We start from the raw sequence: 25,158 nt of genomic DNA, 5'->3' as shown, positions 1-25,158 counted from the left end.
CTGGCCGTCCGACGTAAGATCGCCGCGTGCCCATCCCGACGCCCTACGAGGACCTTCTGCGTCTGGTGCTCGATCGGGGAACGGCCAAATCCGACCGCACCGGCACCGGGACGCGCAGCCTGTTCGGCCAGCAGCTGCGCTATGACCTGTCGGCCGGCTTCCCGCTGATCACCACCAAGAAGGTGCATCTGAAATCGGTGGTCTATGAGTTGCTGTGGTTCTTGCGCGGCGACTCCAACGTCGACTGGCTGCACCGGCACGGCGTCACCATTTGGGACGAATGGGCAAGCGACACAGGCGATCTCGGACCGATCTACGGCGTGCAGTGGCGGTCCTGGCCGACGCCGTCGGGTGAGCACATCGACCAGATCAGCGCCGCGCTGGATCTGTTGCGCACCGACCCCGACTCGCGGCGCATCATCGTCTCGGCGTGGAACGTCGGCGAGATCCCGCGGATGGCGCTGCCGCCGTGTCACGCGTTCTTCCAGTTCTACGTGGCCGACGGGCGGCTGAGCTGCCAGCTCTACCAGCGCAGCGCCGACCTGTTTCTGGGCGTGCCGTTCAACATCGCCAGCTACGCGCTGCTCACCCACATGATGGCCGCCCAGGCCGGACTGTCGGTCGGCGAATTCGTGTGGACCGGCGGCGACTGCCACATCTACGACAACCACGTCGAGCAGGTCCGGCTGCAACTGAGCCGTGAGCCCAGGCCCTACCCGGAACTCGTTCTGGCGCATAGGGATTCGATCTTCGACTACACCTACGACGACGTCGTGGTGCACAACTACGATCCGCACCCGGCCATCAAGGCCCCCGTCGCGGTATGACCCGTGCCGAGGTGGGCCTGGTGTGGGCCCAGTCGACGTCTGGCGTCATCGGCCGCGGCGGTGACATCCCGTGGAACGTGCCCGAAGACCTGACCCGGTTCAAAGAGGTGACCATGGGGCACACGGTGATCATGGGCCGGCGGACCTGGGAGTCGTTGCCGGCCAAGGTGCGGCCGCTGCCCGGCCGGCGCAACGTGGTGGTGTCGCGCCGGCCCGACTTCGTCGCCGAGGGGGCGCGGGTGGCCGGGTCGCTGGAGGCGGCCCTCGCGTACGCCGGGAGCGACCCCGCGCCGTGGGTGATCGGCGGCGCGCAGATCTATCTGCTGGCGCTGCCCCATGCCACCCGCTGCGAGGTCACCGAGATCGAGATCGACCTGCGCCGCGACGACGACGACGCGCTGGCGCCCGCGCTGGACGACAGCTGGGTAGGCGAGACGGGCGAGTGGCTGGCCAGCCGCTCCGGGCTGCGGTACCGGTTCCACAGCTACCGTCGGGACCCGCGCTCTTCCGTTCGCGGCTGTTCGCCCTCACGCCCGAGCTGACATACTCGGACGCGGGGGTCGGTCACACACCGTCTACCAGCCGCTGTTCGGGAAAAGGGGGAATTGGCAGTGATCACCGAACCCGTCAAGACGTTTTCGCGCAAGTTCATGGGCTACGACACCACCGCGGTCGACGCGCACATCGAGATGCTGACCGCCAAGCAGCAGCTGCTGATCGACGACGTGGAGAGCCTGCGGGCAAGGCTGCAGGAGTCCAACGAGCAAACGGCCGCGCTGCGCAAGGAGGTCGCCGCGCTCACCGACACCTCGCCGGCGCCGCACGCGGTGCAGCAGCGGATGGCCAAGATGCTGGCCCGCGCGGTCGACGAGGTGGCCGAGATGCAGGCCGAGGCGCGGGCCGAGGCCGACGCGCTGATCGCCGCGGCGGAAGCCGAGGCGCAGGCCGCCGAGCGCAAGCGCGACGAGGTGCTCGCCGACATGGCCGCGCAGCAGGAGGCGCTGGAGGCCGAATACCGGGAGACCAAGGAGAAGCTGGACGCCGAGCTGGCCGACATGCGCGCCGAGGCGCAGGCGGCCATCGACGAGGCGCGCCGCGCCGCCGAACGGGAGTGCGAGCAGCTGCTCGGCGACGCCAAGCAGGGCGCTGACCACTACCGCGACACGGCCCGGCGTGCGGTGGAGGAGGCCAGCGCGCAGCGGATCAAGATCCTCGAGCAGCTGATGAGCGTGTACCGCGAGCTCGAGGACGTCCCGGCCGCGCTGCAGGCCGCCTACGACGAGCAGCAGGGCTCGGCCGACGACGGCGTGCTGGCGGCGGTGGACGGCAAGGTACGCGCGGGCTGAGTGTCGCCGGGCGGCGGTATCGTCGGCGCCGTGTCGACCCGCAGGCTGTCCGTCGCCCAGGCCCGCCGGATTGCCGTTGCGGCGCAAGGCTTTACCGAGCCCCGGCCCGCGGGTGCCGTCACCCGCGCGCACCTGAACCGGCTGATATCCAAAATCCAAGTGCTGCAATTGGATTCGGTGTCGGTGACGGTGCGTGCCCACTACGCTCCGGTGTTCAGCCGGCTCGGCCCGTATGACCGCGAGGTGCTCGACCGCGCCGCGTGGGGCCCGCGCTCGTCGCGGCTGCTGGTCGAGTACTGGGCGCATGAGGCCGCGCTGATGGCCGTCGAGGATTGGCCGTTGCTGCGCTGGCGGATGCGTCAGTACCGGCACGGCCGGTGGGGAACCCACATCGTGCAGGCCAATCCGCGGCTCGCCGACGCGGTCGTGGCCGCCGTCGCCGAGCTCGGGCCCAGCACGGCCGGGCAGATCGAGGCGCATCTGGCGGCCGAGCCGCGCCGCAGGAAGGGCGCCTGGTGGAACCGCAGCGACACCAAGTGGGTCGCCGAGGCGCTGTTCGCCGCCGGAGTGCTCACCACCGCTACCCGGGTCGGCTTCGCCCGCCACTACGACCTGGTGGAACGGGTGCTGCCGGCCGACGTCCTGGCCCGCCGGGTCGACGACGACGAGGCGATCCGGGAGCTGACGCTGCGGGCCGCCGGTGCGCTGGGGGTGGGCACCGAGGCCGACATTCGCGACTATTTCCGGCTGTCCGCCGCGCAGGTCAAGCCGGCGATCGCCGAGCTGGTGGCCGCCGGCGACCTGGAACGGGTCGAGGTGGCCGGCTGGCCGGCGCCGGCCTACCTGCGGGCCGGCCGCGCGGTGCCGCGCACGGACCGCGGCACCGCGCTGCTGTGCCCATTCGACCCGCTGATCTTCTTCCGGCCCCGCGTCGAGCGGCTCTTCGAATTCCATTACCGCATCGAGATTTACACGCCGGCCGCCAAGCGCCGGTACGGCTACTATGTGTGGCCGCTGCTGATGGACGGGCGGCTGGCGGCCCGCGTCGACCTGAAGGCCGACCGGGCCGAGGGCACGCTGCGCGTCCTCGGCGCCTTCGCCGAGCCGCAGGCGCCGCGGCCCCGGGTCGCCGCGGCGCTGGCCGGTGAGTTGTGGTCCATGGCGTCCTGGCTGGGGCTGGGCGGGCTCAGCGTCGCCGACCGCGGGGATCTGGCCCCGGCGCTGCGTGCGGTCGCCTGACGCGCCGCGCGGCGGCGCGCATCGTCGCCGGGCGGGGTCAGATTGCCCGGCTCCTCCTCGCGCCGCGCGGCGGCGCGCATCGTCGCCGGGCGGGGTCAGATTGCCCGGCTCCTCCTCGCGCCGCGCGGCGGCGCGCATCGTCGCCGGGCTAAGGTGATTGCCCGTGGCCGAGATCGCGCCGCTGCGCGTGCAACTGATCGCCAAGACCGACTTCCTGGCGCCCCCGGACGTGCCGTGGAGCACCGACGCCGACGGCGGCCCCGCGCTGGTCGAGTTCGCCGGGCGGGCCTGCTACCAGAGCTGGTCGAAACCCAACCCCAAAACCGCGACCAACGCCGGCTACATCAAGCACATCATCGACGTCGGCCACTTCTCGGTGCTCGAACACGCGAGCGTGTCGTTCTACATCACCGGCATCTCCCGGTCCTGCACCCACGAGCTGATCCGGCACCGGCACTTCTCCTATTCCCAGCTCTCCCAGCGCTACGTCCCCGAAAACGACTCCCGCGTCGTCGTGCCGCCGGGCCTGGACGACGATCCCGAGCTGCAGCAGATCCTGGCCGCGGCCGCCGACGCCAGCCGGGCCACCTACACCGAGCTGCTGGCCAGGCTGGAGGCCAAGTTCGCCGACCAACCCAGCGCCGTACTGCGGCGCAAACAGGCGCGCCAGGCCGCCCGCGCGGTGCTGCCCAACGCGACCGAAACCCGCATCGTCGTCACCGGCAACTACCGCGCCTGGCGCCACTTCATCGCCATGCGGGCCAGCGAGCACGCCGACGTGGAGATCCGGCGGCTGGCCATCGAGTGCCTGCGCCGGCTGGCGGACGTCGCGCCCGCGGTGTTCGCCGACTTCGAGATCGCCACGCTGGCCGACGGCACCGAGGTCGCCACCAGCCCGCTGGCCACCGAGGCCTGAGCGGTCACGAAACCCCTTGCCCCCGCCAGGTAACCTGAACAGCGTGAGCACGGTCGGATTCGACGCCCCAGCGCGGTTGGGAACCGTGCTGACCGCGATGGTCACGCCGTTCGCGTCCGACGGCTCGCTGGACACCGCCGCCGCCGCGCGGCTGGCCAATCATCTCGTCGACTCCGGCTGTGACGGGCTGGTGGTGTCCGGAACCACCGGCGAATCCCCGACCACCACCGACGACGAGAAGCGCGAGCTGCTGCGGGTGGTGCTCGAGGCGGTCGGCGACCGGGCCCGCGTCATCGCCGGCGCCGGCACCTACGACACCGCGCACAGCGTCCGGCTGGCCAAGGCCTGCGCGGCCGAGGGCGCGCACGGTCTGCTGGTGGTCACGCCCTACTACTCGAAGCCCCCGCAGCGCGGGCTGATCGCGCATTTCACCGCCGTCGCCAACGCGACCGAACTGCCGGTGCTGCTCTACGACATTCCCGGACGCTCGGTGGTGCCCATCGAGTCGAGCACCATCCGCGCGCTGGCGTCGCACCCCAACATCGTCGGCGTCAAGGACGCCAAGGCCGACCTGCACGCCGGCGGCCAGATCATCGCCGAGACCGGACTGGCCTACTACTCCGGAGACGACGCGCTGAACCTGCCGTGGCTGGCCATGGGCGCCACCGGCTTCATCAGCGTGATCTCGCACGTCGCCGCCAATCAGCTACGGGAGTTGTTGTCCGCCTTCACTTCCGGGGACATCGCCACCGCCCGCAAGATCAACGCGACCGTCGCGCCGCTGTGCGACGCGATGGCCCGCCTGGGCGGGGTGACGATGTCGAAGGCGGGGTTGCGGCTGCAGGGCATCGACGTCGGCGATCCGCGACTGCCGCAGGTGCCGGCGACGCCCGAGCAGATCGAGGCGTTGAGCGCCGACATGCGTGCGGCCTCGGTGCTCAGGTGACCCGGGGAGCGTCCGAGCAGTGGATGTAGACCTCGCCCCGCCTGGCCCGCTGGCCGCCGGGGGGTTGCGGGTCACCGCGCTGGGCGGCATCAGTGAAATCGGCCGCAACATGACGGTTTTCGAGCACCTGGGCCGGCTGTTGATCATCGACTGCGGGGTGATGTTTCCCACCCACGACGAGCCCGGCGTCGATCTGATCCTGCCGGACCTGCGGCACATCGAAGACCGGCTCGACGACATCGAGGCGCTGGTGCTCACCCACGCGCACGAGGACCACATCGGCGGCATTCCCTACCTGCTCAAGCTGCGGCCCGACATCCCGGTCGTCGGTTCGAAATTCACCCTGGCCCTGGTCGCCGCCAAGTGCCGCGAACACCGGCTCAAGCCGGTGTTCGTCGAGGTGTCCGAGGGGCACAAGAGCACCCACGGCGTGTTCGAATGCGAATACTTCGCCGTCAACCACTCCATCCCCGACGCGCTGGCGATCGCCGTACACACCGGCGCCGGAACGGTTTTGCACACCGGCGACATCAAGCTCGACCAGCTTCCGCTGGACGGCCGGCCCACCGATCTGCCCGGCATGTCGCGGCTCGGTGACGCCGGGGTCGACCTGTTCCTGTGCGATTCGACCAACGCCGAGCTGCCCGGCGTCGGCCCCTCGGAAAGCGAAGTCGGCCCGACCTTGCACCGGCTGATCCGCGGCGCCGAGGGCCGCGTCATCGTGGCCTGCTTCGCCTCCAACGTAGACCGGGTTCAGCAGATCATCGATGCCGCAGTGGCATTGGGCCGGCGGGTGTCGTTCGTCGGCCGGTCGATGGTGCGCAACATGGGCATCGCCCGCGAACTCGGATTCCTGCGGGTGGCCGACGCCGACGTGATCGACATCGGCGCCGCCGAGCTGATGCCGCCGGAGCGGGTGGTGCTGATCACCACCGGCACCCAGGGCGAGCCGATGTCGGCGCTGTCGCGGATGTCGCGCGGCGAGCACCGCAGCATCACGCTGACCGCGGGCGACCTTGTGGTGCTGGCCTCGTCGCTGATCCCGGGCAACGAGGAGGCGGTCTACGGCGTGATCGACGAGCTCGCCAAGATCGGCGCCCGGGTGGTCACCAACGCCCAAGCGCGCGTTCATGTTTCGGGCCACGTCTACGCCGGTGAGCTGTTGTTCCTGTACAACGGCGTCCGGCCGCGCCACGTGATGCCGGTGCACGGGACGTGGCGGATGCTGCGGGCCAACTCCAAGCTGGCGGCCCGCACCGGCGTGCCGGAGGAGTCGATCCTGCTGGCCGAGAACGGGGTGAGCGTCGACCTGGTCGCGGGCAGGGCCTCGATCTCCGGGGCGGTGCCGGTCGGCAAGATGTTCGTCGACGGCCTGGTCGACGGCGACGTCGGCGACATCACGTTGGGGGAGCGGCTGATTCTGTCGTCGGGTTTCGTGGCGGTGACGGTGGTGGTGCAGCGCGGCACCGGGCGTCCCGTGGCGCCACCGCATCTGCATTCGCGCGGCTTTTCCGAGGACCCCAAGGCGCTCGAGCCCGCGGTGCGCCGGGTCGAGGAGGAGCTCGAGGCGCTGGTGGCCGAGAACATCACCGACCCCAGCCGCATCGCCCAAGGGGTGCGGCGCACCGTCGGCAAATGGGTGGGCGAAACCTACCGCCGACAGCCGATGATCGTCCCCACCGTCATCGAGGTCTAGCCCCGGCTCACTCCGCACCCGGTTCCCTTGCTCCGCGAAACTTAAAGCAGGCAGGCGCTTTTCGGCGTGTCGCCGCCAAGGTTTAAGTGTCGCGAACGCCCGCGGTGGCTAGGTCTTCTCCGCGTAGGCCGACCATTCCAGCTGGGAGGCTTTGAGTTTGCGGCCGGTGGGCACGACATACCGCTGCATGAGTTCGTCGGGTCCGGCCTGCTCCACCAGCCGCCAGCCGTACTCGGCGAGGAAGTCGGCGACCTCGCCGGGCTGCAAGCCGAAATGCCACAGCTGGCGCCGCTGGCGCACGTTGCGGTACAGCGTGCGGGTGCCGTACCGGTTAGTGCCGTCGATGAAATCGCTTCGCACATAAGTGAACACCAGCCGGCTGCCCGGGGCGGCCGCGCGCAGCCCGTCCAGCGTCCGGCGCACGGTGGCCTCGCTGAGGTACTGGGTGACGCCTTCGCAGATGAAGAACACCCGGTAGTCGGTGCGGTAGCCGTGCTCGGCCAGCGCGGTGAGCAGGTCGTCGTGCTCGAGGTCCAACGCAACCAACCGAACCGACAGCGGCAGCTCGCCGAGCACCCGGCGGACCGTCTTGAATTTGCGGGCGACGTTGACCGGCAGGTCGACCTCGAACACCGGGATGCGCACCCGCCGGGTCAGCAGGTAGGCCCGGGTGTCGAGCCCCGCACCCAGGATGACGACGGCGTTGATGTCGTCGAGCGACTCCTTGAGCTTGTCGGCGATGAAACGCTTGCGGCAGGCCAGATTCGCCCACAGCCCGGGACCGGTGAACTCCGAGCCGCGGATCATCAGGTGACGAACCGGGGCGAACCGGGTGGCGCCGACCAGCCAGCGCAGCGGGGCGGGCAGGAACAGCTCGGCGAAGTCGTCGTCTACCAAACGGCGGCCGGGCGGCTCGTTCTGCTCCACCGCCGCCAACACCATCGGCCCAAATGCCGTCTGCGCTACCGGATTTCGTGCCATGGCCGCTACTTGTTCAAAAAGCCCGCGTCCACCGGCAGGGTGACGCCGGTGATGTAGCGGGCCTGGTCGGACACCAACCACGCCACCGCGTTGGCGACGTCTTCGGGGGCGAGCACCTCCACCGGCATGGCATTGCCCATCGCCCCCGGCGTGTCGGTCGCGGCGGCCATCTTGGCCAGCCACTCCCGGGTGAACTCGTTGTTGATCATCGGCGTCTCCACCCCGGAGGGATGGATCGAGTTCACCCGGATCATCTGCCCGGCAAGCAGATTCGCGTATACCCGCATCAAACCCACCACCCCGTGCTTGGCGGCGACGTAGCCGACCGAACCCGGGTCCGCGCTGCCGACGCCGGCCAGCCCGGCGCTCGAACTGATCAGCACGATCGACCCGCCGGTGCCCTGTTTGACCAGGGCCGGGATCGCGACCTTGATGGTGTGGTAGACGCCGGTGAGGTTGACGTCGATCACGTCGTGCCAGCCGTCGTCACCGGCGGACATGGGCGCGATGCCGGCGTTGGCCACCACGATGTCCAGGCGGCCGAACTCGTCGAGACCCGCCTGCAGCGCCGCCGACAGGGATTCCCGGTCGCGCACGTCGGCCTGCCTGGCCACGATGCGCGAGCCGATGTCCTCCACCAGCTTCACCGTGGCCGCCAGCTCCTCGGGGGTGGCCAGCGGGTAGGGCACGCTGGCGATCTGGTCACACAGGTCGACGGCGATGATGTCCGCGCCGTCGGCGGCCAGCCGCACCGCGTGCGCGCGCCCCTGACCGCGCGCCGCGCCGGTGATGAAGGCGACCTTTCCCGTCAGGGGCCCTTCCGACGAGCGGGGCATCAGGGACGCAACTGTCCCTTGCCCGGGTCGCCGGCCGGAACCGGCTGCAACATCTTGATGTCCGGGGCCCCGTCGAGGTGCTCGCCGGCCGCGCTGAACATCTTGCCGATCGCGGGCGCGGTGCTGTGCGTCTTGAGCGCCTCCTCGTCGGCCCACTGCTCGACGAACACGAACGTCTCGCCCGACTGGTGCAGCGAATACAGCTGACAACCGGGTTCGTCGTGCACCTCTTCGACCGCACGAGTCAAGATGTCGCGGACGGTGTCGACCGATTCCGGTTTGACGGTCATGGTGGCGACGACGACGACGGGCATGCTTGTGGCCTCCTGGGCGCTCCGGGTGTGGGGTGACGAGCACGACTTCTCGCACCGGATGTCACCCTACTCACGCGAATTCAGGGCCCATCCCGCAGCTGCCGCACAAGCCTGGTCGTTACCAGTGTGGCGGGTGGTGTAGATGATGCCGTTGCGACTACCCTTGCCGTCATGCCCAGTAAGACCGCCGCCCGCTCCGGAAGCCGAACGAGCAGGTCAAAGGCCACTTCGCGGTCCAGCGGGTCGCGCGGCGCGCGACCGGCGGCGTCCCGCCGCAAGCCCGGCAGGCCCACCCGGCGGCGGCAGCACCCGCCGCTGGTCGCCGCGGGCCTGACCTGCGGCCGCGCCCTGCGCGCCGGCTGGATGCTGGCCGCCCGGGGCACCGGCGGCGCGGCCCGGTCGATCGGGCGGGCCCGCGACATCGACCCCGGGCACCGCCGCGACGGCATCGCGCTGCTGCTGCTGGGCTTCTCGGTGGTGGTCGCCGCCAGCTCGTGGTTCCACGCCGCCGGGCCGGTCGGGGCCTGGGTGGACACCGCGCTGCGGACGTTCATCGGCGCGGGCGTGCTGGCGCTGCCGGTCGTCACGGCCGCGGTGGCGGTGACGCTGATGCGCACCGAGCCCGATCCCGACGTGCGGCCCAGGCTGATCCTTGGCGCCGGGCTGATCGCCCTGTCGGTGCTGGGCCTGCGCCACCTGTGGTCGGGATCGCCGGGCGACCCCGACGCGCGCCGGCGCGCGGCCGGATTCATCGGCTTCGCCATCGGCGGCCCGCTCTCCGACGGGCTGACGCCCTGGATCGCGGCGCCGCTGCTGTTCATCGGCTTCATGTTCGGGCTGCTGCTGTTGACCGGCACCACCATCCGCGAGCTGCCCGTGGTGATGCGCAACCTGTTCCACACCCGGTTCGTCGAGGACTACACCGACGAGGACTACACCGACGCGGACTACACCGACGGGGACTACGGCGACGAGCCCTACGACTACGCCGGCGAATTCGACGACGCGACCGCGCAACCGGAGCCGGAACCGGCGGCGTGGGCGCCCGACGACGACGCCCAGGCCGCGCTGCAGGACGACATCCCCACCGTGCCCGAGCCCGCCGTCAAAACCGGGCGCGGCCGCAAGCGGGGACGCGCGGCCGACAACTCCGACACCATCGAGCTGGACCGGGTGGTCGAGGGACCCTACGTGCTGCCGTCGCTGAGCCTGCTGGTGGCCGGGGACCCGCCGAAGAAGCGCAGCGCCGCGAACAACGTCATGGCCGACGCCATCACCGAGGTGCTCAACCAGTTCAAGGTGGACGCCGCCGTCACCGGCTGCACCCGCGGGCCGACCGTGACCCGCTACGAGGTGGAGCTGGGGCCCGGGGTGAAGGTGGAGAAGATCACCGCCCTGCAGAAGAACATCGCGTACGCGGTGGCCACCGAGAGCGTGCGGATGCTGGCGCCCATCCCCGGCAAGTCGGCCGTCGGCATCGAGGTGCCCAACACCGACCGCGAGATGGTGCGGCTGGCCGACGTGCTGACCGCCCCGTCCACCCGTCGCGACCACCACCCGCTGGTGATCGGCCTGGGCAAGGACATCGAGGGCGACTTCATTTCGGCGAACCTGGCCAAGATGCCGCACCTGCTGGTGGCCGGCTCCACCGGCTCGGGCAAGTCCAGCTTCGTCAACTCGATGCTGATCTCGCTGCTGGCCCGGGCCACCCCGGAAGAGGTCAGGATGATCCTGATCGACCCGAAGATGGTGGAACTGACGCCCTACGAAGGCATTCCGCATCTGATCACCCCGATCATCACCCAGCCCAAGAAGGCCGCCGCTGCGCTGGCCTGGCTGGTCGAGGAGATGGAGCAGCGCTACCAGGACATGCAGGCCTCCCGCGTGCGCCACATCGACGACTTCAACGCCAAGGTGCGCTCCGGTGAGATCACCGCGCCGCTGGGCAGCCAGCGCGAATACCGGCCCTACCCGTACGTGGTGGCAATCGTCGACGAGCTGGCCGACCTGATGATGACCGCGCCGCGCGACGTCGAGGACGCCATCGTGCGGATCACCCAGAAGGCCCGCGCCGCGGGCATTCACCTGGTGCTGGCCACCCAGCGCCCGTCCGTCGACGTCGTCACCGGCCTGATCAAGACCAACGTGCCGTCCCGGCTGGCGTTCGCGACGTCGTCGCTCACCGACTCCCGGGTGATCCTGGACCAGGCCGGCGCGGAGAAGCTGATCGGCATGGGCGACGGCCTGTTCCTGCCGATGGGCGCGTCCAAGCCGATCCGGTTGCAGGGCGCCTTCATCACCGACGAGGAGATCCAGGCCGTCGTCGCCGCCTGCAAGGACCAGGCCGAACCCGAGTACACCGAGGGCGTCACCGCCGTCAAAACCAGCAGCGAACGCGCCGACGTCGACCCCGACATCGGCGACGACATGGACGTGTTCCTGCAGGCCGTCGAGCTAGTGGTGTCCAGTCAGTTCGGCTCCACCTCGATGCTGCAGCGCAAGCTGCGGGTCGGGTTCGCCAAGGCCGGCCGGCTGATGGACCTGATGGAGACCCGCGGCATCGTCGGGCCCTCCGAGGGGTCCAAGGCGCGCGAGGTGCTGGTCAAGCCCGACGAGCTGGCCGGCACGCTGGCGCTGATCCGCGGCTCCGGGGCCGGATCGGCCGACGCCGACGGCGGCGATCCCGACTAGCGCCGTTTAGCGCCGAACGTCACGCCAGCGTGACGCTCGGCCGCCAGCGTCACGCCAGCGTGATGCCCGCGCGGCGCGAGCGAGGCCTAGAGCACCAGCAGCATCCGCGAGTTGCCGAGGATGTTCGGCTTGACGTAGCTCAGGTCCAAAAATTCGGCCACCCCGATGTCGTAGGAGCGGCACATCTCCTCGAACACCTCGGCGGTCACCGGCGTGCCCTCGATCTCGGTGAAGCCGTGCTTGCCGAAGAACTCGGTCTCGAACGTCAACACGAACAGCCGCTTGAGCTCCAGCTCGCGGGCGACCTGCAGCAGCCGGTCCACGATCGCGTGGCCGATGCCGTGACCGGTCATCGCGGGGTTGACCGCGACGGTGCGGATTTCGCCGAGGTCCGACCACAGCACGTGCAGCGCCCCGCACCCGACCACCCGGCCCGGGGAATCGGGGAGCTCGGCCACCCAGAATTCCTGGACCGCCTCATACAGCGTCACGAGGTTCTTTTCCAGCAGGATCTTTCCCGCGTAGGTGTCGACGAGTTCTTTGATGGCGGGAACATCGGACGTTCGCGCGCGTCGAACCAGCGGCCGGTAGCGCTGCGGACTTTCGGTCACGGCTAACAGTATCGGCATCACGGACGGCTGCGCTGGTCAACCGTTATTCTGTTGCGGTGCCGGGGCAGCCGCAGACGGGTCCGATGGTAGGGCGGGCAAACATCGCCAACCTGGCCAACACGTTGACCCTGCTGCGGCTGGTGTTGGTGCCGGTCTTTCTGCTCGCCCTGTTCGCCGGTGACGGCCACGAGACCGGCTTCCGCATCCTGGCTTTCCTGATCTTCGCGTTCGCCTGCATCACCGATCGGCTGGACGGGCTGCTGGCCCGCAACTACGGGATGGCCACCGAATTCGGCGCGTTCGTCGACCCGATCGCGGACAAGACGCTGGTCGGGTCGGCGCTGATCGGGCTGTCCATGCTCGGCGAGCTGCCGTGGTGGATCACCGTGCTGATCCTGGCCCGCGAATTCGGGGTCACCGTGCTGCGGTTGGCGGTCATCCGCCGGGGCGTGATCCCGGCCAGCTGGGGCGGCAAGCTCAAGACGGTGGTGCAGGTGTTCGCCATCGGTTTGTTCGTGCTGCCGTGGGCGGGCACGCCCGGGCCGTTCCGGGTGGGCGCGGCCGTGGTGATGGGCGCGGCCATCGTGCTCACGGTGATCACCGGGATCGACTACGTGGTCTCGACGGTGCGCGAAGTGCGCCGGACCGCCGCCTGATTCGGGCTGATTCGGCATCCCCGAACGGGAACCACCGCGGCCCCGCCGGCGTTCACCTAATTGAGCACCTGCCGGAGGCGAGTGAAGAGGCGTGCCGCGCAGGGCCGACTGGACGAAGGAGTGCGGGATGCCGCCATTGGTGCGCGAGGTCATCGGCGACGTACTGCGCGAGGCCCGCACGACGCAAGGCCGGACACTGCGCGAGGTGTCCGATACGGCGCGGGTGAGCCTCGGCTACCTGTCCGAGGTGGAACGCGGCCGCAAGGAGCCGTCCAGCGAGCTGCTCAACGCGATCTGCGACGCGCTGGACGTCCCGTTGTCGTCGGTGCTCACCGACGCCGGCGAGCGGATGGCCAGCGAGGAACGCGCGGCCGTCGCCGCGCCGGCCGGCCCCAGCATCGACGCCAGCACCAAGGTCGTCATCCCGCCGGTGGCCAGCCTGGCGCTGGCCTGAGCGGCGGGATCCCCGCAAGGGGTACGGCGATCGGCGCCGACCCACTAAATTGAGCGACAGGCGTGGAGCCTTTTCAGGGCCGCCGCGGCCCCTCGAGAAGCGAAGGTGGAGCTGACTGATGGCCAATCCGTTCGTCAAGGCGTGGAAGTACCTGATGGCGAAGTTCAACGCCACGATCGACGAGCGCGCCGACCCCAAGGTGCAGATCCAGCAGGCCATCGAGGAAGCCCAGCGCACCCACCAGGCGCTGACCCAGCAGGCCGCTCAGGTCATCGGCAACCAGCGCCAACTCGAGATGCGGCTCAACCGCCAGCTCGCCGACGTGGAGAAGCTGCAGGTCAACGTGCGTCAGGCGCTGACGCTGGCCGACCAGGCCACCGCCGCCGGCGACACCGCCAAGGCCACCGAGTACAACAACGCCGCCGAGGCGTTCGCCGCCCAGCTGGTCACCGCCGAGCAAAGCGTCGAAGACCTCAAGACGCTGCACGACCAGGCGCTCAACGCCGCCGCCCAGGCCAAGAAGGCGGTCGAGCAGAACGCGATGGTGCTGCAGCAGAACTTCGCCGAGCGCACCAAGCTGCTCAGCCAGCTCGAACAGGCCAAGATGCAGGAACAGGTCAGCGCCTCGCTGCAGTCGATGAGCGAGCTGGCCGCCCCCGGCAACGTGCCCAGCCTGGACGAGGTGCGCGACAAGATCGAGCGGCGCTACGCCAACGCGATCGGGGCCGCCGAACTGGCACAGGGCTCCGTGCAGGGCAGGATGCTCGAGGTCGAGCAGGCCGGCGTGCAGATGGCCGGGCATTCCCGGCTCGAGCAGATCCGCGCCTCGATGCGGGGCGAGGCGTTGCCGACCGGAGGCACACCGGCCGCCGGCGGCACCCCGGCCACCCCCGCGCCCGGCCAGGGCGCCGGCGACGCGGTCAGCGAGAAACCACTTGGTCAGTAGCTCATGGCCGTGAACGCAACGCAGCCCGGGCCGTGGCGGGCGTTGCTGCAGCGCGGAGTGGCCGCCGCCGCCGACCTTTCCGACCTGGTGGCCCGCAAGATCAGCGCGGCCACGGACCCGCGGGCGCGCCTGCTGCGCCGCCGCCGCCGCGCGCTGCGCTGGGGCCTGATCTTCACCGCCGGGTGCGCGTTCTGGGCGGTGCTGACGATCATGCTGGCCGCCTGGGGATGGTTCGCCCTGCTGCTGGAGATCACCGGCGCCGTCGCGGTCGTGATGGCCATTCCGGCGACGTTGCTGCTGCTGCGCTACCGCTGGCTGCGCGCCGAGCCACTGCCGGCGCCCCGGCCGGCGACCGTGCGCCGGCTGCCGCCGCCGGGTTCGGCGGCCCGCCCGGCGATGTACGCGCTGGGCGCCTCCGAACGCGGCTTCGCCTCGTTGCTGGCCGTGCTGGAGCGGGGCGCGATGTTGCCGGCCGCCGAAATCCGCGACCTGACCGCGGCCGCCGGCCGCACCTCGGCGGCCATGGCGTCCACCGCCGCGCAGGTGGTGTCCATGGAACGGGCGGCGCAGGCCGGCGAGGAATCCCGGTCATATCTGGCGCCCACCATCAACGCGTTCACCGCGCAGCTGAGCGCCGGGGTGCGCCAGTACAACGAAATGGTCACCGCCGCAGCGAGATTGGTGTCCGCGGCCAACGGTGACGGGTCAACCGCGTCGCAGCACTACCGGGCCGAGCTGGTCGGGGCCACCGACCGGCTGAACGGGTGGGCGCAGGCCTTCGACGAACTCGGCGGGCTACGCGGCGCCGGTTAGTCTTCCGGGCGCGGGCCGTAGCGCTCGATGTAGGAGCGGTGGATGTGGGCGTCGCGCTGCCGGGAGACCTCGTCGACCAGCTCGGGGTCCAGACCGTGCACGGCCAGCATGTGCCGGCGCCACACCTTGTTGAGCGCGTGCGAAAAGTACACGAACGGAATGAGAATCGGCAGCGTCATGCTCAGGTGAACGTCGAGCGTCGTCGGGATCAACCAGAACGGGGCCAGCACCAGCACCGCCGGCACCGCCACCCGCCGCATCATCCGGGCCGTCGCGCCCTTGCCGGCCAGGTCGTTGCGCACCCAGTCGCGCATCGAGTCCGGCAGCCGCCCGCCGCAGCAATAGCGGACGAACTGAACGAAATTCGGCCGGGTGCGGCCCCTGTCCTGGCTCATGGCGCGCTCAGAACGTGGCTTTCAGCGACGGCAGCAGCAGCGCGGCCACCCCGCGCGCCGTGGCCTTGAGCATGTCGAAGAAGTCGAAGTAGTCCCGCCACAACGTGATTCGCCCGTTCTGCACCTCGAACACGCCGCACACCCAGAACTGCAGCCGCAGCGGGCCGAAGATCAGCGCATCGGTGCGTTCGGTGAGCACCGCGCCGCCGTCGGCCGCGATGCGGTGGATCTTCACCTCGAAGGCGGCGCGGCCCTCCATCCGGCGAAACAGCTTCATGGCCCGGGCCCGGCCGTGGATGGTGGGCAGCCCGACATTCTCGTAGACGAGGTCGTCGGCCAGTGCGGCCTCGGCGGCGTCGTAATCCGCGTCCTGCAGCGCGTTGAGGAATCCTTCGACCGTACGGGTGTTCGCAACGGTGGTCCCAGTCAGCTCGGTCATATCGCCAGCGTAGGCGAGCGTGGCGGCCGAACGCTGTGGCAGGGTGAATCCGATGCGCGTCGCCGTGGTCGCCGGGCCGGATCCCGGGCATTCGTTCCCGGCGATCGCGCTGTGCCGCCGCTTCGCCGACGCCGGCGATACTCCCACGCTGTTCACCGGCGCCGAGTGGCTGGACACCGCCCGCGGCGCCGGCGTCGACGCCGTCGAACTGGACGGACTGGCGGCCACCGACGAGGACGTCGACGCCGGGGCCCGCATCCACCGCCGCGCCGCCCGGATGGCGGTGCTCAACGTGCCCGCCCTGCGCGACCTGGCGCCCGACCTGGTGGTGTCCGACGTCATCACCGCCGGCGGCGGGATGGCCGCCGAGCTGCTCGGCATCCCGTGGATCGAGCTCAGCCCGCATCCGCTCTACCTGCCGTCCAAGGGGTTGCCGCCGATCGGCAGCGGGCTGGCCCCGGGCACCGGCCTGCGGGGTCGGCTGCGTGACGCCACCATGCGCGCGCTGACCGCGCGCTCCTGGCGGGCCGGGCTGCGGCAGCGCGCCGCGGCGCGGGCCGAGATCGGCTTGCCGGCCCGCGACCCGGGGCCGCTGCGCCGGCTGATCGCCACCCTGCCCGCCCTCGAGGTGCCCCGGCCCGACTGGCCGGACGAGGCCGTGCTGGTGGGACCGCTGCATTTCGAGCCGACCGACCGGGTGCTGGACATCCCGGCCGGTTCCGGGCCGGTGGTGGTGGTCGCGCCGTCGACCGCGCTGACCGGCGCCCGGGGTCTGGCCGAGGTGGCGCTGTCCTGCCTGACGCCGGGGGAGACGCTGCCGGCCGGGGCGCGGCTGGTGGTGTCCCGGCTGGCCGGGCCGGAGCTGGCAGCACCGCCGTGGGCGGTGGTCGGGCTGGGCAGTCAGGCCGAGTTGCTGCGGCACGCCGACGTGGTGGTCTGCGGCGGCGGGCACGGGATGGTGGCCAAGACGCTGCTGGCCGGGGTGCCGCTGGTGGCGGTGCCCGGCGGCGGCGACCAGTGGGAGATCGCCAACCGGGTGGTCCGCCAGGGCAGCGCCCGGCTGATCCGGCCGCTGAGCGCCGACGCGCTGGTGGCCGCGGTGAACGAGGTGCTGTCGTCACCGGGCTACCGGGCGGCCGCGCAGCGCGCCGCCGCCGGCATCGCCGACGTCGCCGATCCGGTCCGGGTGTGCCGCGAGGCGCTGGCCGGATGACCTTATGCTTCGGCGGGAGGCACCCATCTCGGCGGGAGGCACCCATGAGGATCATCACCACGTTCGCCGCGGGCGCCGTGCTGGCCGGGGCGCTGTTCGGCTCGCCGTTGTGGGCCGGCCCGGCTCACGCCGACAGCGCCGATCAGCAGCAGGCCTGCCAGTTGATGGACGACCCGGCCGCCGCCGAGCAGGGACTGGCGCCGGCCGAGTACGCATTCATGCAATTGCGCGCCACCATGTCCGCGCAACGCGCCCGCGACACCATGTCCCTGGCGGTGCAGACGTATTGCCCCAACCACCTGATCGACCTGCCGGCCAGCTGGCGCTGAGGACGCGTCTGGGTATGTTGGCTGGGATGCGGCTCACGGAGTTCCACGAGCGGGTGGTGTTGCGCTTCGGCACCACCTACGGCTCATCGGTGTTGGTGGATCACGTACTGACCGGTTTGGGCGGGCGGACGGCGGCGCAGGCGATCGAGGACGGTGTGGACCCGCGCGACGTCTGGCGGGCGTTGTGCGTCGACTTCGACGTGCCGCGGGAGCAATGGTAAGTCCGCAAGCGGGTGCTATCGATCCAGCACGCAGTCGCCGCACACCGAGCCCCCGGGCAGCCGGTAGAACAGGCAGCAGCTGGCCCGCCGGAAGTCCAGCGGCGGGCCGGTGACGGTGCCGGCGCCGGACATGATGCCGGTGTCCAGCAGCGCCAGGGTGGTCTCGACGATCGCGGAGCGCAGGTCCGGCCGCGCCGACAACAGCGCCCGCGCCGCCCCGACCAGCGCCGAGGCCACGTTGCCGGCGAGCAGGGCGGGCGCCAGCCCGACGCGCAGGCCCGCGGCCAGCGGACCCAGGTGCTCGTCCACCACGAGGCGATACAGCAGCTCGGGGTGCGGCGCGGTGACGCGCCGCCCGACGGGCTCGGGCAGCCGCAGCTGCGCGCCAGTCGCGGCGCGGTGCAGGTCGCCGAGGTCGGGGACGACGCCGTGGCCGATCGCGCAGCCCAGCACCGGCGACCACAGCCGGCTGGCGTGGGCCAGGTGCACCAGCGAGGCGCCGATCCGCAGGTCACGGGTGCGGTAGCGGCGGGCGGTGGCCGCGATCAGGTCGGCGCTGCCGTCGGCGTAGCACTCAGTGACCGGGCGCCAGCCGGCCGGGTCGCCGCCCACGGTCAGCGCGAAGAAGCCGCCGTAGGACGACACTTCCGACAGTTGCGGGGAGATATCCAGGATGTCGGCCGGCCTTTCGCGGCTGCTGCGGCGCCCGCGGCGTGTCGAACTTGAATCGAACACCTGTTCGGCTACTGTGGGGGACGTTCGCAGCGTCAACTTGTCGGTGGCCTTCTCTAGTGTCACCGCCAACCGACCGATACCGGTCAGAAGACACACCGACTATAGGAGAGGCACCATGACGCAAGCCCCCGACCGCGAGAAGGCTCTCGAACTGGCGATGGCCCAGATCGAAAAGAGTTACGGGAAAGGCTCGGTGATGCGTCTCGGCGACGAGATGCGTCAGCCGATCTCGGTCATCCCGACCGGATCCATCGCCCTGGACGTCGCCCTGGGCATCGGCGGCCTTCCCCGCGGCCGGGTCGTGGAGATCTACGGCCCGGAATCCTCGGGTAAGACCACCGTCGCCCTGCACGCGGTGGCCAACGCCCAGGCCGCCGGCGGTGTCGCGGCGTTCATCGACGCCGAGCACGCGCTGGACCCCGAGTACGCCAAGAAGCTCGGCGTGGACACCGATTCGCTGCTGGTCAGCCAGCCGGACACGGGGGAGCAGGCGCTCGAGATCGCCGACATGCTGATCCGCTCCGGCGCGCTGGACATCCTGGTCATCGACTCGGTGGCCGCGCTGGTGCCGCGCGCCGAGCTGGAGGGCGAGATGGGGGACAGCCACGTCGGGCTGCAGGCCCGGCTGATGAGCCAGGCGCTGCGAAAAATGACCGGCGCGCTGAACAATTCGGGCACCACCGCGATCTTCATCAACCAGCTGCGGGAGAAGATCGGGGTGATGTTCGGCAGCCCGGAGACCACGACGGGTGGCAAGGCGTTGAAGTTCTACGCCTCGGTGCGCATGGACGTGCGCCGGATCGAGACGCTCAAGGACGGCACCAACGCGGTCGGCAACCGCACCCGGGTCAAGATCGTCAAGAACAAGGTGTCGCCGCCGTTCAAGCAGGCCGAGTTCGACATCCTCTACGGCCGCGGGATCAGCCGGGAGGGCTCGCTGATCGACATGGGTGTGGATCAGGGCTTCATCCGCAAGTCCGGTTCCTGGTTCACCTATGAGGGCGAGCAGCTCGGCCAGGGCAAGGAGAACGCCCGCACCTTCTTGATGGAGAACGACGAGGTCGCCAACGAGATCGAGAAGAAGATCAAGGAAAAGCTCGGCATTGGCGCGGTCGTGACCGATGACTTGTCCGATGACGGCGTCCTGCCCGCCCCCGTCGACTTCTGAGCCCTCCCGCGAGGAGCAGGCGCGGGCCCTGTGCCTGCGCCTGCTCACCGCGCGAGCGCGCACCCGCGCCGAGCTGCACGGCCAGCTGGCCAAACGGGGCTATCCCGACGACGTCAGCACCGCGGTGCTCGACCGGCTGGCCGCCGTCGGCCTGATCGACGACGCCGACTTCGCCCAGCAGTGGGTGCAGTCCCGGCGGGCGCATGCCGGCAAGAGCAAGCGCGCCCTGGCCGCCGAGTTGCACACCAAGGGGGTGGACAACGACGTGATCACCAGCGTGCTGGCCGGGATCGACGCCGGCGCCGAGCGGGACCGGGCCGAGCAACTGGTCCGGTCCAAGCTGCGCCGCGAGACGCTGGCGGAGGACAACGCGCGGGTGACCCGCCGGCTGGTGGGGATGCTGGCCCGGCGCGGCTACAGCCAGAACCTGGCGTGCGAGGTGGTGCTGGCCGAGCTGGCCACCGAACGGGAGCGCCGCCGCGTCTAGCCGATGACGTGCGGTTTCTCCCGTGCGGACCGCTCGCCGTACCATGGCCCCGTGACTTCGACGGTGGCCCGGGATGTATCGGGGGTGCGCACCTATCAGGTGCGCACCTACGGCTGCCAGATGAACGTGCACGACTCCGAGCGGCTGGCGGGTCTGCTGGAGGCGGCCGGCTACCGGCGGGCCGCCGAGGGGGCTGAGGTCGCCGACGTGGTGGTGTTCAACACCTGCGCGGTCCGGGAGAACGCCGACAACAAGCTGTACGGCAACCTCAGCCACCTGGCGCCGCGCAAGCGGGGCAACCCGGAGATGCAGATCGCGGTCGGTGGCTGCCTGGCCCAGAAGGACCGCGAGGCCGTGCTGCGCCGGGCGCCCTGGGTCGACGTCGTGTTCGGCACCCACAACATCGGGTCGCTGCCCACCCTGCTGGAGCGGGCCCGGCACAACAAGGCCGCCCAGGTGGAGATCGCCGAGGCGCTGCAGCAGTTCCCCTCGTCGCTGCCCAGTGCGCGCGAATCCGCTTATGCTGCTTGGGTTTCCATCTCGGTTGGCTGCAACAACAGCTGCACGTTCTGCATCGTCCCGTCGCTGCGCGGCAAGGAGGTCGACCGCAGTCCCGACGACATCCTGGCCGAGGTCAGGTCCCTGGTGGCCGACGGCGTCCTCGAGGTCACGCTGCTGGGTCAGAACGTCAACGCCTACGGGGTGTCCTTCGCCGACCCGGCGCTGCCCCGCGACCGCGGCGCGTTCGCCCGGCTGTTGCGGGCCTGCGGCGAGATCGACGGGCTGGAACGGGTGCGGTTCACCTCGCCGCATCCGGCCGAGTTCACCGACGACGTCATCGAGGCCATGGCGCAGACCCCGAACGTGTGCCCCGCCCTGCACATGCCGCTGCAGTCCGGCTCCGACCGGGTGCTGCGCGCGATGCGGCGCTCGTATCGGGCCGAGCGTTTCCTCGGCATCATCGACCGGGTCCGGGCCGCCATGCCGCACGCCGCCATCACCACCGACCTGATCGTCGGGTTCCCCGGCGAGACCGAAGAGGACTTCGCGGCCACCCTGGACGTGGTGCGCCGGGCCCGGTTCGCGGCCGCCTTCACCTTCCAGTACTCCAAGCGGCCCGGCACCCCGGCCGCCGAGCTCGACGGGCAGATCCCGAAAGCCGTTGTGCAGGAACGCTATGAGCGCCTCGTCGAGCTGCAGGAGTCGATCTCGCTGCAGGGCAACCAGGCCCTGGTCGGCCAGACCGTCGAGCTGCTGGTCGCCACGGGGGAGGGGCGCAAGGACAGCGCCACCGCCCGGATGAGCGGACGCGCCCGCGACGGCCGGCTGGTGCACTTCACCGCCGACGACCGGGTGCGCCCCGGCGACCTGGTCACCACGGTCATCACCGGGGCCGCACCCCACCACCTGATCGCCGACGCCGGCATCCTCCGCCATCGCCGCACCCGGGCCGGTGACGCGCACGCCGCCGGCCGGCGCCCGCGCGGCGTCGGTCTCGGCATGCCCGCCGTCGGGCCGCCGGCCGGCCCGGCCCAACCCGTTGGATGTGCCTCATGAACGACGACCGCAACCACGACGACCCCCAGCTGGGCGCGCTGCGCACCGAGATCGAGGCCGCCGAACGGCGGGTGGCCGGCGGCATCGACCCCGGCGCCCGCGGCTTCGTGGTGTCGATCCTGGTGTTCGTGCTGCTGGGGTCGTTCATCCTGCCGCACACCGGCGACGTGCGCGGCTGGGACGTGTTGTTCGGCACCCACGACGCGGGCGCCGCCGCGGTGGCCCTGCCGTCGCGGGTGTTCGGCTGGCTGGCGCTGGTGTTCGGCGTGGGCTTCTCGACGCTGGCGCTGGTGACCCGGCGCTGGGCGCTGGCCTGGATTGCGTTGGCGGGCACCGCGATTGCCGGCGCCGCGGGGATGCTGGCGATCTGGTCGCGGCAGACCGTGCCCGCCGGGCATCCCGGGCCGGGGTGGGGCCTGATCGTCGCCTGGATCACCGTGCTGGTGCTCATCTACCAGTGGGCCCGGGTGGTGTGGTCGCGCACCATCGTGCAGCTCGCCGCCGAGGAGCAGCGCCGCCGGGTCGCCGCGCAACAGCAGTCGACCACCCTGCTCGACGATCTGCCCAAGCCCGAGGATCCCGCCGCCGGGACCTGACGCCGGCGGTCAGGGCTTACGGGACAGCGCCTCGACCGCCGCCTGCGCCCACTGCCGCCACTGCTCGGCGTTGGCCCGCGCCTCCTCGGCCTCCTTGGTGCGGCCCGCCGCGGCGGCCTTGCGGGCCTGCTGTTCGTACTGCTCGGCGCGGGCCTGGAACTGCTCGGCCCGGGCCTGCGCCTGCGGGTCGGACCAGCCCGCGTCGCCGGCCTCGCGCACCTTCTTCTCCACCGCGCGCAGCCGGCGCTCCAGCTCGGCGGAGCGCTCCCGCGGCACCTTGCCGATCGCATCCCACTTCTCGGCGATCGCGCGCAGCGCCGCCCGGGCGGCGTCGTGGTTGCCGGTGTCCAGTTTCTCCGCCTCGGCCAGCAGCGCCTCCTTGGCGGCGGCGTTGGCGCGCAACTCCGCGTCCTTCTCCGCCGTCGCGGCGTTGCGCGCGGTGAAGAACACGTCCTGGGCCTGCTTGAACCGCCGCCACAGCGCGTCGTCGACCTCCCGGGCCGCGCGGCCGGCCGCCTTCCATTCGGCCAGCAGCTTGCGGAATTCCGCGCTGGTGGCCGTCCAGTCCGTCGATCCGGACAGCTCCTCGGCCCGCTCGCACAGCCGCTCCTTGGCCTGGCGGATGCTCGAGCGTTCCCGGTCCAACTCGGCGAAATGGGCGCCCCGCCGCCGGTTGAAGGCCTCCCGGGCCGCGCTGTAGCGCTTCCACAGCGCATCGTCCACCCGGCGGTCCAGGCCGGTGATGGTCTTCCACTCGTCGAGGATCGCGCGCAGCCGGTCGCCGGCGGCCTTCCACTGCGTCGAGTTGGCGGCCAGCTCCTCGGCCTCGGCGGCCAGCGCCTCCTTACGGGCGGTCTGCGCGGCCCGATGCTCCTCGCGCCGCGAGCGCTCGGCGGCGACGGCCGCCTCGGCCTGTTCGGCGATGCTGGCCAGCCGGGCCGCGAGCGCATCGATGTCGCCCAGCACCGTCGCCGTCGGCAGCGCCTCGGCCAGCTCGGAGGCGTGCGCCTTGATCTTGCGCGCATCCCCGGTCCCGGACGCCAGCCGCTCCTCCATCAGGGTGACCTCGGTGGCCAGGTCGTCGAACCGCCGGCCGAAGTGGGCGAACGCGGCCTCCCGGTCGCCGGCCTGCCAGGAGCCGACGACGCGCTCGCCGGCCGCGCTGATCAGCCACACCGTGCCGTCGTCGTCCACCCGCCCGAACCGGTGCGGGTCGCTGGGCGGCGGCGGCACCACCACCGGGTGGGCGGCCGGGCGCCCCGCGCTCACGGGCCGGGGACCGGGTCGCGGACCCGGGCGCGGCGCAGGCCGAGCCGAATCGTCGCGAGGCTGGTCACCCGTCATGCGCTCGTCACTACACCTTTCGCACCCGTCCGCGCGGTCCACGTCCCGCGCGCCTGCCGCGCGTGGCGGCACCGTCTCCTGCAGCCGCGGATGACCGATCCAGGTTTTCCCAGCAGCTGCTTAACAGTATTCAAGCAGCTTGCCCCGCCGCTCGCCGCCACCTTGGCATTCCACCGAAGAACGCCCGCCGGCTCCCTGTGACGTTCTCTTAGAGTTATCCAAGCGGCTACATAGATTGCTGAAGTAATAATCGAGTGATCACCTTGGGACGCGGTCCGCCAACGTGTGGAACGTCATGAATTTGTAGTTGAACTGAACGCGAATTGTGCGTGCATTTGCTTGCGCCTCGGGGAAAGCTAGTCCGGACGGGTCGCGAGGCGGAGGGGTCGGAACATGTCGAAGGTTGATGTCGCTGCGTTGATCGCCCTGTGCGCGGCGTTGGCCTCCGCGGTCGGCGACGTGATCCGCCAGCGCTCCGCGCACGAGATCACCGACAAACCGGTGGGCCACCTCGAACTGTTCCGCATGTCGCTGCGCGACACGCGCTGGTGGCTGGGCGGCCTGGCCGCGATCACCAACTACAGCCTGCAGGCCGCCGCGCTGGCCTGGGGGTCGGTGGTGCTGGTGACCGCCCTGCAGGTGACGGCGCTGCTGTTCGCCCTGCCCCTCTACGCGCGGCTGGCCCACCAGCGGATCAAACCGCGGGAGTGGGCGTGGGCGCTGATTCTGGCCGCCGCCCTGGCCGTGGTGATCATCGTCGGCGACCCCGCGTCCGGCAAGCAGCGCGCCCCGCTGCACATTTGGGCGATCGTGGCCCTGGTCATGGTGCCGGTGCTGGTGGCCTGCGTGGTGGCGGCGCGCAGGTCGGCCGGCAGCCCGTTCGCGGCGGTGCTGCTGGCGGTGGTCGCGGGTTCGTCGCTGGCGCTGTTCGCGGTGCTGACCAAGGGTGTGGTCGAGATGTCCGAGCACAGCCTGGTCGGTGTGCTGACCTCGCCGGAGTTCGTGCCCTGGCTGCTGGTGGCGCTGACCGGGATGATCTTCCAGCAATCGGCGTTTCGCGCCGGCGCGCTGACCGCCTCACTGCCGACGATGACGGTGGCCAAGCCGGTGGTGGCCGGGCTGCTCGGCGTGCTGGTGCTCGACGAGACGCTCAACGCGCACGGTCTCAAGGCGTTCGTGCTGGTCGGCGCCGTCGCGGTGGTGATCGTCGCGACCATCGCGCTGGCCCGCGGCGAGGCCGCCAGCATCAACCGGCCCGAGCCCGGCCCGGGCAGCGCCCCGCGAAAAGCCCGTGACACCGCCGCCGACGTCGCCGCTGACGACGACGACACCGGTCCGTTCAGCGGCCGGCTGCTGGTGGCCGACAGCTCCCGGTGGTGAGCCCGGGCGCGCCGGGCCGCGT

At 71.0% G+C, this 25,158-nt stretch carries 28 protein-coding genes; 20 read left to right on the top strand and 8 right to left on the bottom strand.

Annotated features, from left to right (window positions below; translation table 11 throughout):
• The first annotated feature begins 26 nt into the window (after positions 1–26).
• The 7 genes from MAA44156_RS09795 (at position 27) to MAA44156_RS09765 (ending at position 6,970) form a co-directional block, all read left to right on the top strand.
• Positions 27–827 carry a thymidylate synthase gene (locus MAA44156_RS09795; RefSeq protein WP_009978009.1) on the top strand — a complete coding sequence of 267 codons (801 nt, stop codon included), beginning with the start codon at positions 27–29 and terminating at the stop codon, positions 825–827.
• The gene (locus MAA44156_RS09790; RefSeq protein ID WP_009978008.1) at positions 824–1,369 is read left to right on the top strand and encodes a dihydrofolate reductase; all 546 of its coding nucleotides are present in this window, start codon (positions 824–826) and stop codon (positions 1,367–1,369) included. The genes MAA44156_RS09795 and MAA44156_RS09790 overlap by 4 nt, the downstream gene beginning before the upstream one ends.
• 69 nt (positions 1,370–1,438) lie before the next feature.
• Positions 1,439–2,173 (top strand): coiled-coil domain-containing protein, encoded by a 735-nt coding sequence (locus MAA44156_RS09785; RefSeq protein WP_009978007.1) that lies wholly within the window; start codon positions 1,439–1,441, stop codon positions 2,171–2,173.
• Positions 2,174–3,412, top strand: coding sequence for a winged helix-turn-helix domain-containing protein (locus tag MAA44156_RS09780; protein WP_009978006.1), 1,239 nt, complete (start codon positions 2,174–2,176; stop codon positions 3,410–3,412).
• A gap of 163 nt (positions 3,413–3,575) precedes the next feature.
• Entirely contained in the window at positions 3,576–4,328 is a 753-nt protein-coding gene (gene thyX, locus MAA44156_RS09775; protein ID WP_003878641.1) for an FAD-dependent thymidylate synthase, read from the top strand.
• A 43-nt stretch (positions 4,329–4,371) separates the two neighbouring features.
• On the top strand, positions 4,372–5,274 hold the full coding sequence (gene dapA, locus MAA44156_RS09770) for a 4-hydroxy-tetrahydrodipicolinate synthase (protein WP_009978005.1): 903 nt from the start codon (positions 4,372–4,374) through the stop codon (positions 5,272–5,274).
• 19 nt (positions 5,275–5,293) lie between these two features.
• A complete protein-coding gene (locus MAA44156_RS09765) occupies positions 5,294–6,970 on the top strand; it encodes a ribonuclease J (RefSeq protein WP_009978004.1) in 1,677 nt (558 codons plus the stop codon).
• A gap of 108 nt (positions 6,971–7,078) precedes the next feature.
• Here MAA44156_RS09765 and MAA44156_RS09760 read toward each other — a convergent pair whose 3' ends face one another.
• Genes MAA44156_RS09760 through MAA44156_RS09750 form a run of 3 tightly spaced genes read right to left on the bottom strand, consistent with a single transcriptional unit; the run spans position 7,079 to position 9,101 of the window.
• Positions 7,079–7,951, bottom strand: coding sequence for an SAM-dependent methyltransferase (locus MAA44156_RS09760; RefSeq protein ID WP_023861132.1), 873 nt, complete (start codon positions 7,949–7,951; stop codon positions 7,079–7,081).
• Positions 7,952–7,956: 5 nt separating this feature from the next.
• Positions 7,957–8,787, bottom strand: a complete 831-nt coding sequence (locus tag MAA44156_RS09755; protein WP_009978002.1) for a mycofactocin-coupled SDR family oxidoreductase — start codon at positions 8,785–8,787, stop codon at positions 7,957–7,959.
• Positions 8,787–9,101 (bottom strand): putative quinol monooxygenase, encoded by a 315-nt coding sequence (locus tag MAA44156_RS09750; RefSeq protein WP_009978001.1) that lies wholly within the window; start codon positions 9,099–9,101, stop codon positions 8,787–8,789. Before MAA44156_RS09750 ends, MAA44156_RS09755 begins: the two co-directional genes overlap by 1 nt.
• A 171-nt stretch (positions 9,102–9,272) precedes the next feature.
• Here MAA44156_RS09750 and MAA44156_RS09745 point away from each other — a divergent pair, with 171 nt between their 5' ends.
• Positions 9,273–11,792 carry an FtsK/SpoIIIE family DNA translocase gene (locus tag MAA44156_RS09745; RefSeq protein ID WP_023861133.1) on the top strand — a complete coding sequence of 840 codons (2,520 nt, stop codon included), beginning with the start codon at positions 9,273–9,275 and terminating at the stop codon, positions 11,790–11,792.
• 86 nt (positions 11,793–11,878) lie between these two features.
• Here the strand turns inward: MAA44156_RS09745 and MAA44156_RS09740 are convergent, their stop codons facing one another.
• Positions 11,879–12,403, bottom strand: coding sequence for an amino-acid N-acetyltransferase (locus MAA44156_RS09740; protein WP_003878638.1), 525 nt, complete (start codon positions 12,401–12,403; stop codon positions 11,879–11,881).
• Positions 12,404–12,486: 83 nt separating this feature from the next.
• On the opposite strand from MAA44156_RS09740, the gene pgsA reads away from it, so the two are divergent.
• The 4 genes from pgsA to pspM all read left to right on the top strand — a co-directional run bounded on the left by pgsA (position 12,487) and on the right by pspM (position 15,272).
• Positions 12,487–13,059: a CDP-diacylglycerol--glycerol-3-phosphate 3-phosphatidyltransferase gene (pgsA, locus tag MAA44156_RS09735; protein ID WP_003875200.1), complete on the top strand. Its 573-nt coding sequence runs from the start codon at positions 12,487–12,489 to the stop codon at positions 13,057–13,059.
• Between the two features lie 127 nt (positions 13,060–13,186).
• Entirely contained in the window at positions 13,187–13,513 is a 327-nt protein-coding gene (clgR, locus tag MAA44156_RS09730; RefSeq protein ID WP_003875201.1) for a transcriptional regulator ClgR, read from the top strand.
• Between the two features lie 118 nt (positions 13,514–13,631).
• Positions 13,632–14,459, top strand: a complete 828-nt coding sequence (gene pspA / locus MAA44156_RS09725) for a phage shock protein PspA (RefSeq protein ID WP_009977998.1) — start codon at positions 13,632–13,634, stop codon at positions 14,457–14,459.
• A gap of 3 nt (positions 14,460–14,462) precedes the next feature.
• Complete coding sequence (gene pspM / locus MAA44156_RS09720) at positions 14,463–15,272, top strand: phage shock envelope stress response protein PspM (RefSeq protein WP_009977997.1); 810 nt, start codon at positions 14,463–14,465, stop codon at positions 15,270–15,272.
• Here pspM and MAA44156_RS09715 read toward each other — a convergent pair.
• Positions 15,269–15,667: a DUF5313 domain-containing protein gene (locus tag MAA44156_RS09715; RefSeq protein ID WP_009977996.1), complete on the bottom strand. Its 399-nt coding sequence runs from the start codon at positions 15,665–15,667 to the stop codon at positions 15,269–15,271. The genes pspM and MAA44156_RS09715 overlap by 4 nt on opposite strands.
• A gap of 7 nt (positions 15,668–15,674) precedes the next feature.
• On the bottom strand, positions 15,675–16,106 hold the full coding sequence (locus MAA44156_RS09710) for a limonene-1,2-epoxide hydrolase (RefSeq protein WP_009977994.1): 432 nt from the start codon (positions 16,104–16,106) through the stop codon (positions 15,675–15,677).
• 52 nt (positions 16,107–16,158) lie between these two features.
• Between MAA44156_RS09710 and MAA44156_RS09705 the strand changes: the two genes are divergently transcribed.
• From MAA44156_RS09705 to MAA44156_RS09695, 3 genes are read left to right on the top strand one after another with little or no spacing between them, the layout of a single operon-like run.
• Complete coding sequence (locus MAA44156_RS09705) at positions 16,159–17,319, top strand: glycosyltransferase (protein ID WP_009977993.1); 1,161 nt, start codon at positions 16,159–16,161, stop codon at positions 17,317–17,319.
• 44 nt (positions 17,320–17,363) lie between these two features.
• Complete coding sequence (locus MAA44156_RS09700; RefSeq protein WP_003875207.1) at positions 17,364–17,648, top strand: hypothetical protein; 285 nt, start codon at positions 17,364–17,366, stop codon at positions 17,646–17,648.
• Between the two features lie 26 nt (positions 17,649–17,674).
• Positions 17,675–17,869, top strand: a complete 195-nt coding sequence (locus MAA44156_RS09695) for a DUF3046 domain-containing protein (protein WP_009977991.1) — start codon at positions 17,675–17,677, stop codon at positions 17,867–17,869.
• Positions 17,870–17,884: 15 nt separating this feature from the next.
• On the opposite strand, the gene MAA44156_RS09690 is transcribed toward MAA44156_RS09695, so the two are convergent.
• Positions 17,885–18,541 (bottom strand): (2Fe-2S)-binding protein, encoded by a 657-nt coding sequence (locus MAA44156_RS09690; protein WP_010949753.1) that lies wholly within the window; start codon positions 18,539–18,541, stop codon positions 17,885–17,887.
• A 178-nt stretch (positions 18,542–18,719) separates the two neighbouring features.
• Here MAA44156_RS09690 and recA point away from each other — a divergent pair, with 178 nt between their 5' ends.
• Genes recA through MAA44156_RS09670 form a run of 4 tightly spaced genes read left to right on the top strand, consistent with a single transcriptional unit; the run spans position 18,720 to position 22,412 of the window.
• Positions 18,720–19,772 carry a recombinase RecA gene (recA, locus tag MAA44156_RS09685; protein ID WP_003875210.1) on the top strand — a complete coding sequence of 351 codons (1,053 nt, stop codon included), beginning with the start codon at positions 18,720–18,722 and terminating at the stop codon, positions 19,770–19,772.
• Positions 19,738–20,259: a recombination regulator RecX gene (gene recX, locus MAA44156_RS09680; protein ID WP_009977986.1), complete on the top strand. Its 522-nt coding sequence runs from the start codon at positions 19,738–19,740 to the stop codon at positions 20,257–20,259. Before recA ends, recX begins: the two co-directional genes overlap by 35 nt.
• A 51-nt stretch (positions 20,260–20,310) precedes the next feature.
• Positions 20,311–21,816, top strand: a complete 1,506-nt coding sequence (gene miaB, locus MAA44156_RS09675) for a tRNA (N6-isopentenyl adenosine(37)-C2)-methylthiotransferase MiaB (RefSeq protein ID WP_085988262.1) — start codon at positions 20,311–20,313, stop codon at positions 21,814–21,816.
• Complete coding sequence (locus MAA44156_RS09670) at positions 21,813–22,412, top strand: Rv2732c family membrane protein (RefSeq protein WP_009977983.1); 600 nt, start codon at positions 21,813–21,815, stop codon at positions 22,410–22,412. Before miaB ends, MAA44156_RS09670 begins: the two co-directional genes overlap by 4 nt.
• 9 nt (positions 22,413–22,421) lie before the next feature.
• On the opposite strand, the gene MAA44156_RS09665 is transcribed toward MAA44156_RS09670, so the two are convergent.
• On the bottom strand, positions 22,422–23,756 hold the full coding sequence (locus MAA44156_RS09665) for a DUF349 domain-containing protein (protein ID WP_062887777.1): 1,335 nt from the start codon (positions 23,754–23,756) through the stop codon (positions 22,422–22,424).
• Positions 23,757–24,149: 393 nt separating this feature from the next.
• On the opposite strand from MAA44156_RS09665, the gene MAA44156_RS09660 reads away from it, so the two are divergent.
• Positions 24,150–25,136 (top strand): DMT family transporter, encoded by a 987-nt coding sequence (locus MAA44156_RS09660; RefSeq protein WP_023879686.1) that lies wholly within the window; start codon positions 24,150–24,152, stop codon positions 25,134–25,136.
• Positions 25,137–25,158: the final 22 nt, after the last annotated feature.

This window comes from Mycobacterium avium subsp. avium (genome assembly GCF_009741445.1).
Taxonomy (GTDB): domain Bacteria; phylum Actinomycetota; class Actinomycetes; order Mycobacteriales; family Mycobacteriaceae; genus Mycobacterium; species Mycobacterium avium.
Note: the sequence above shows the minus strand (reverse complement) of the source record. Positions and strands in the feature narration are given on the sequence as shown.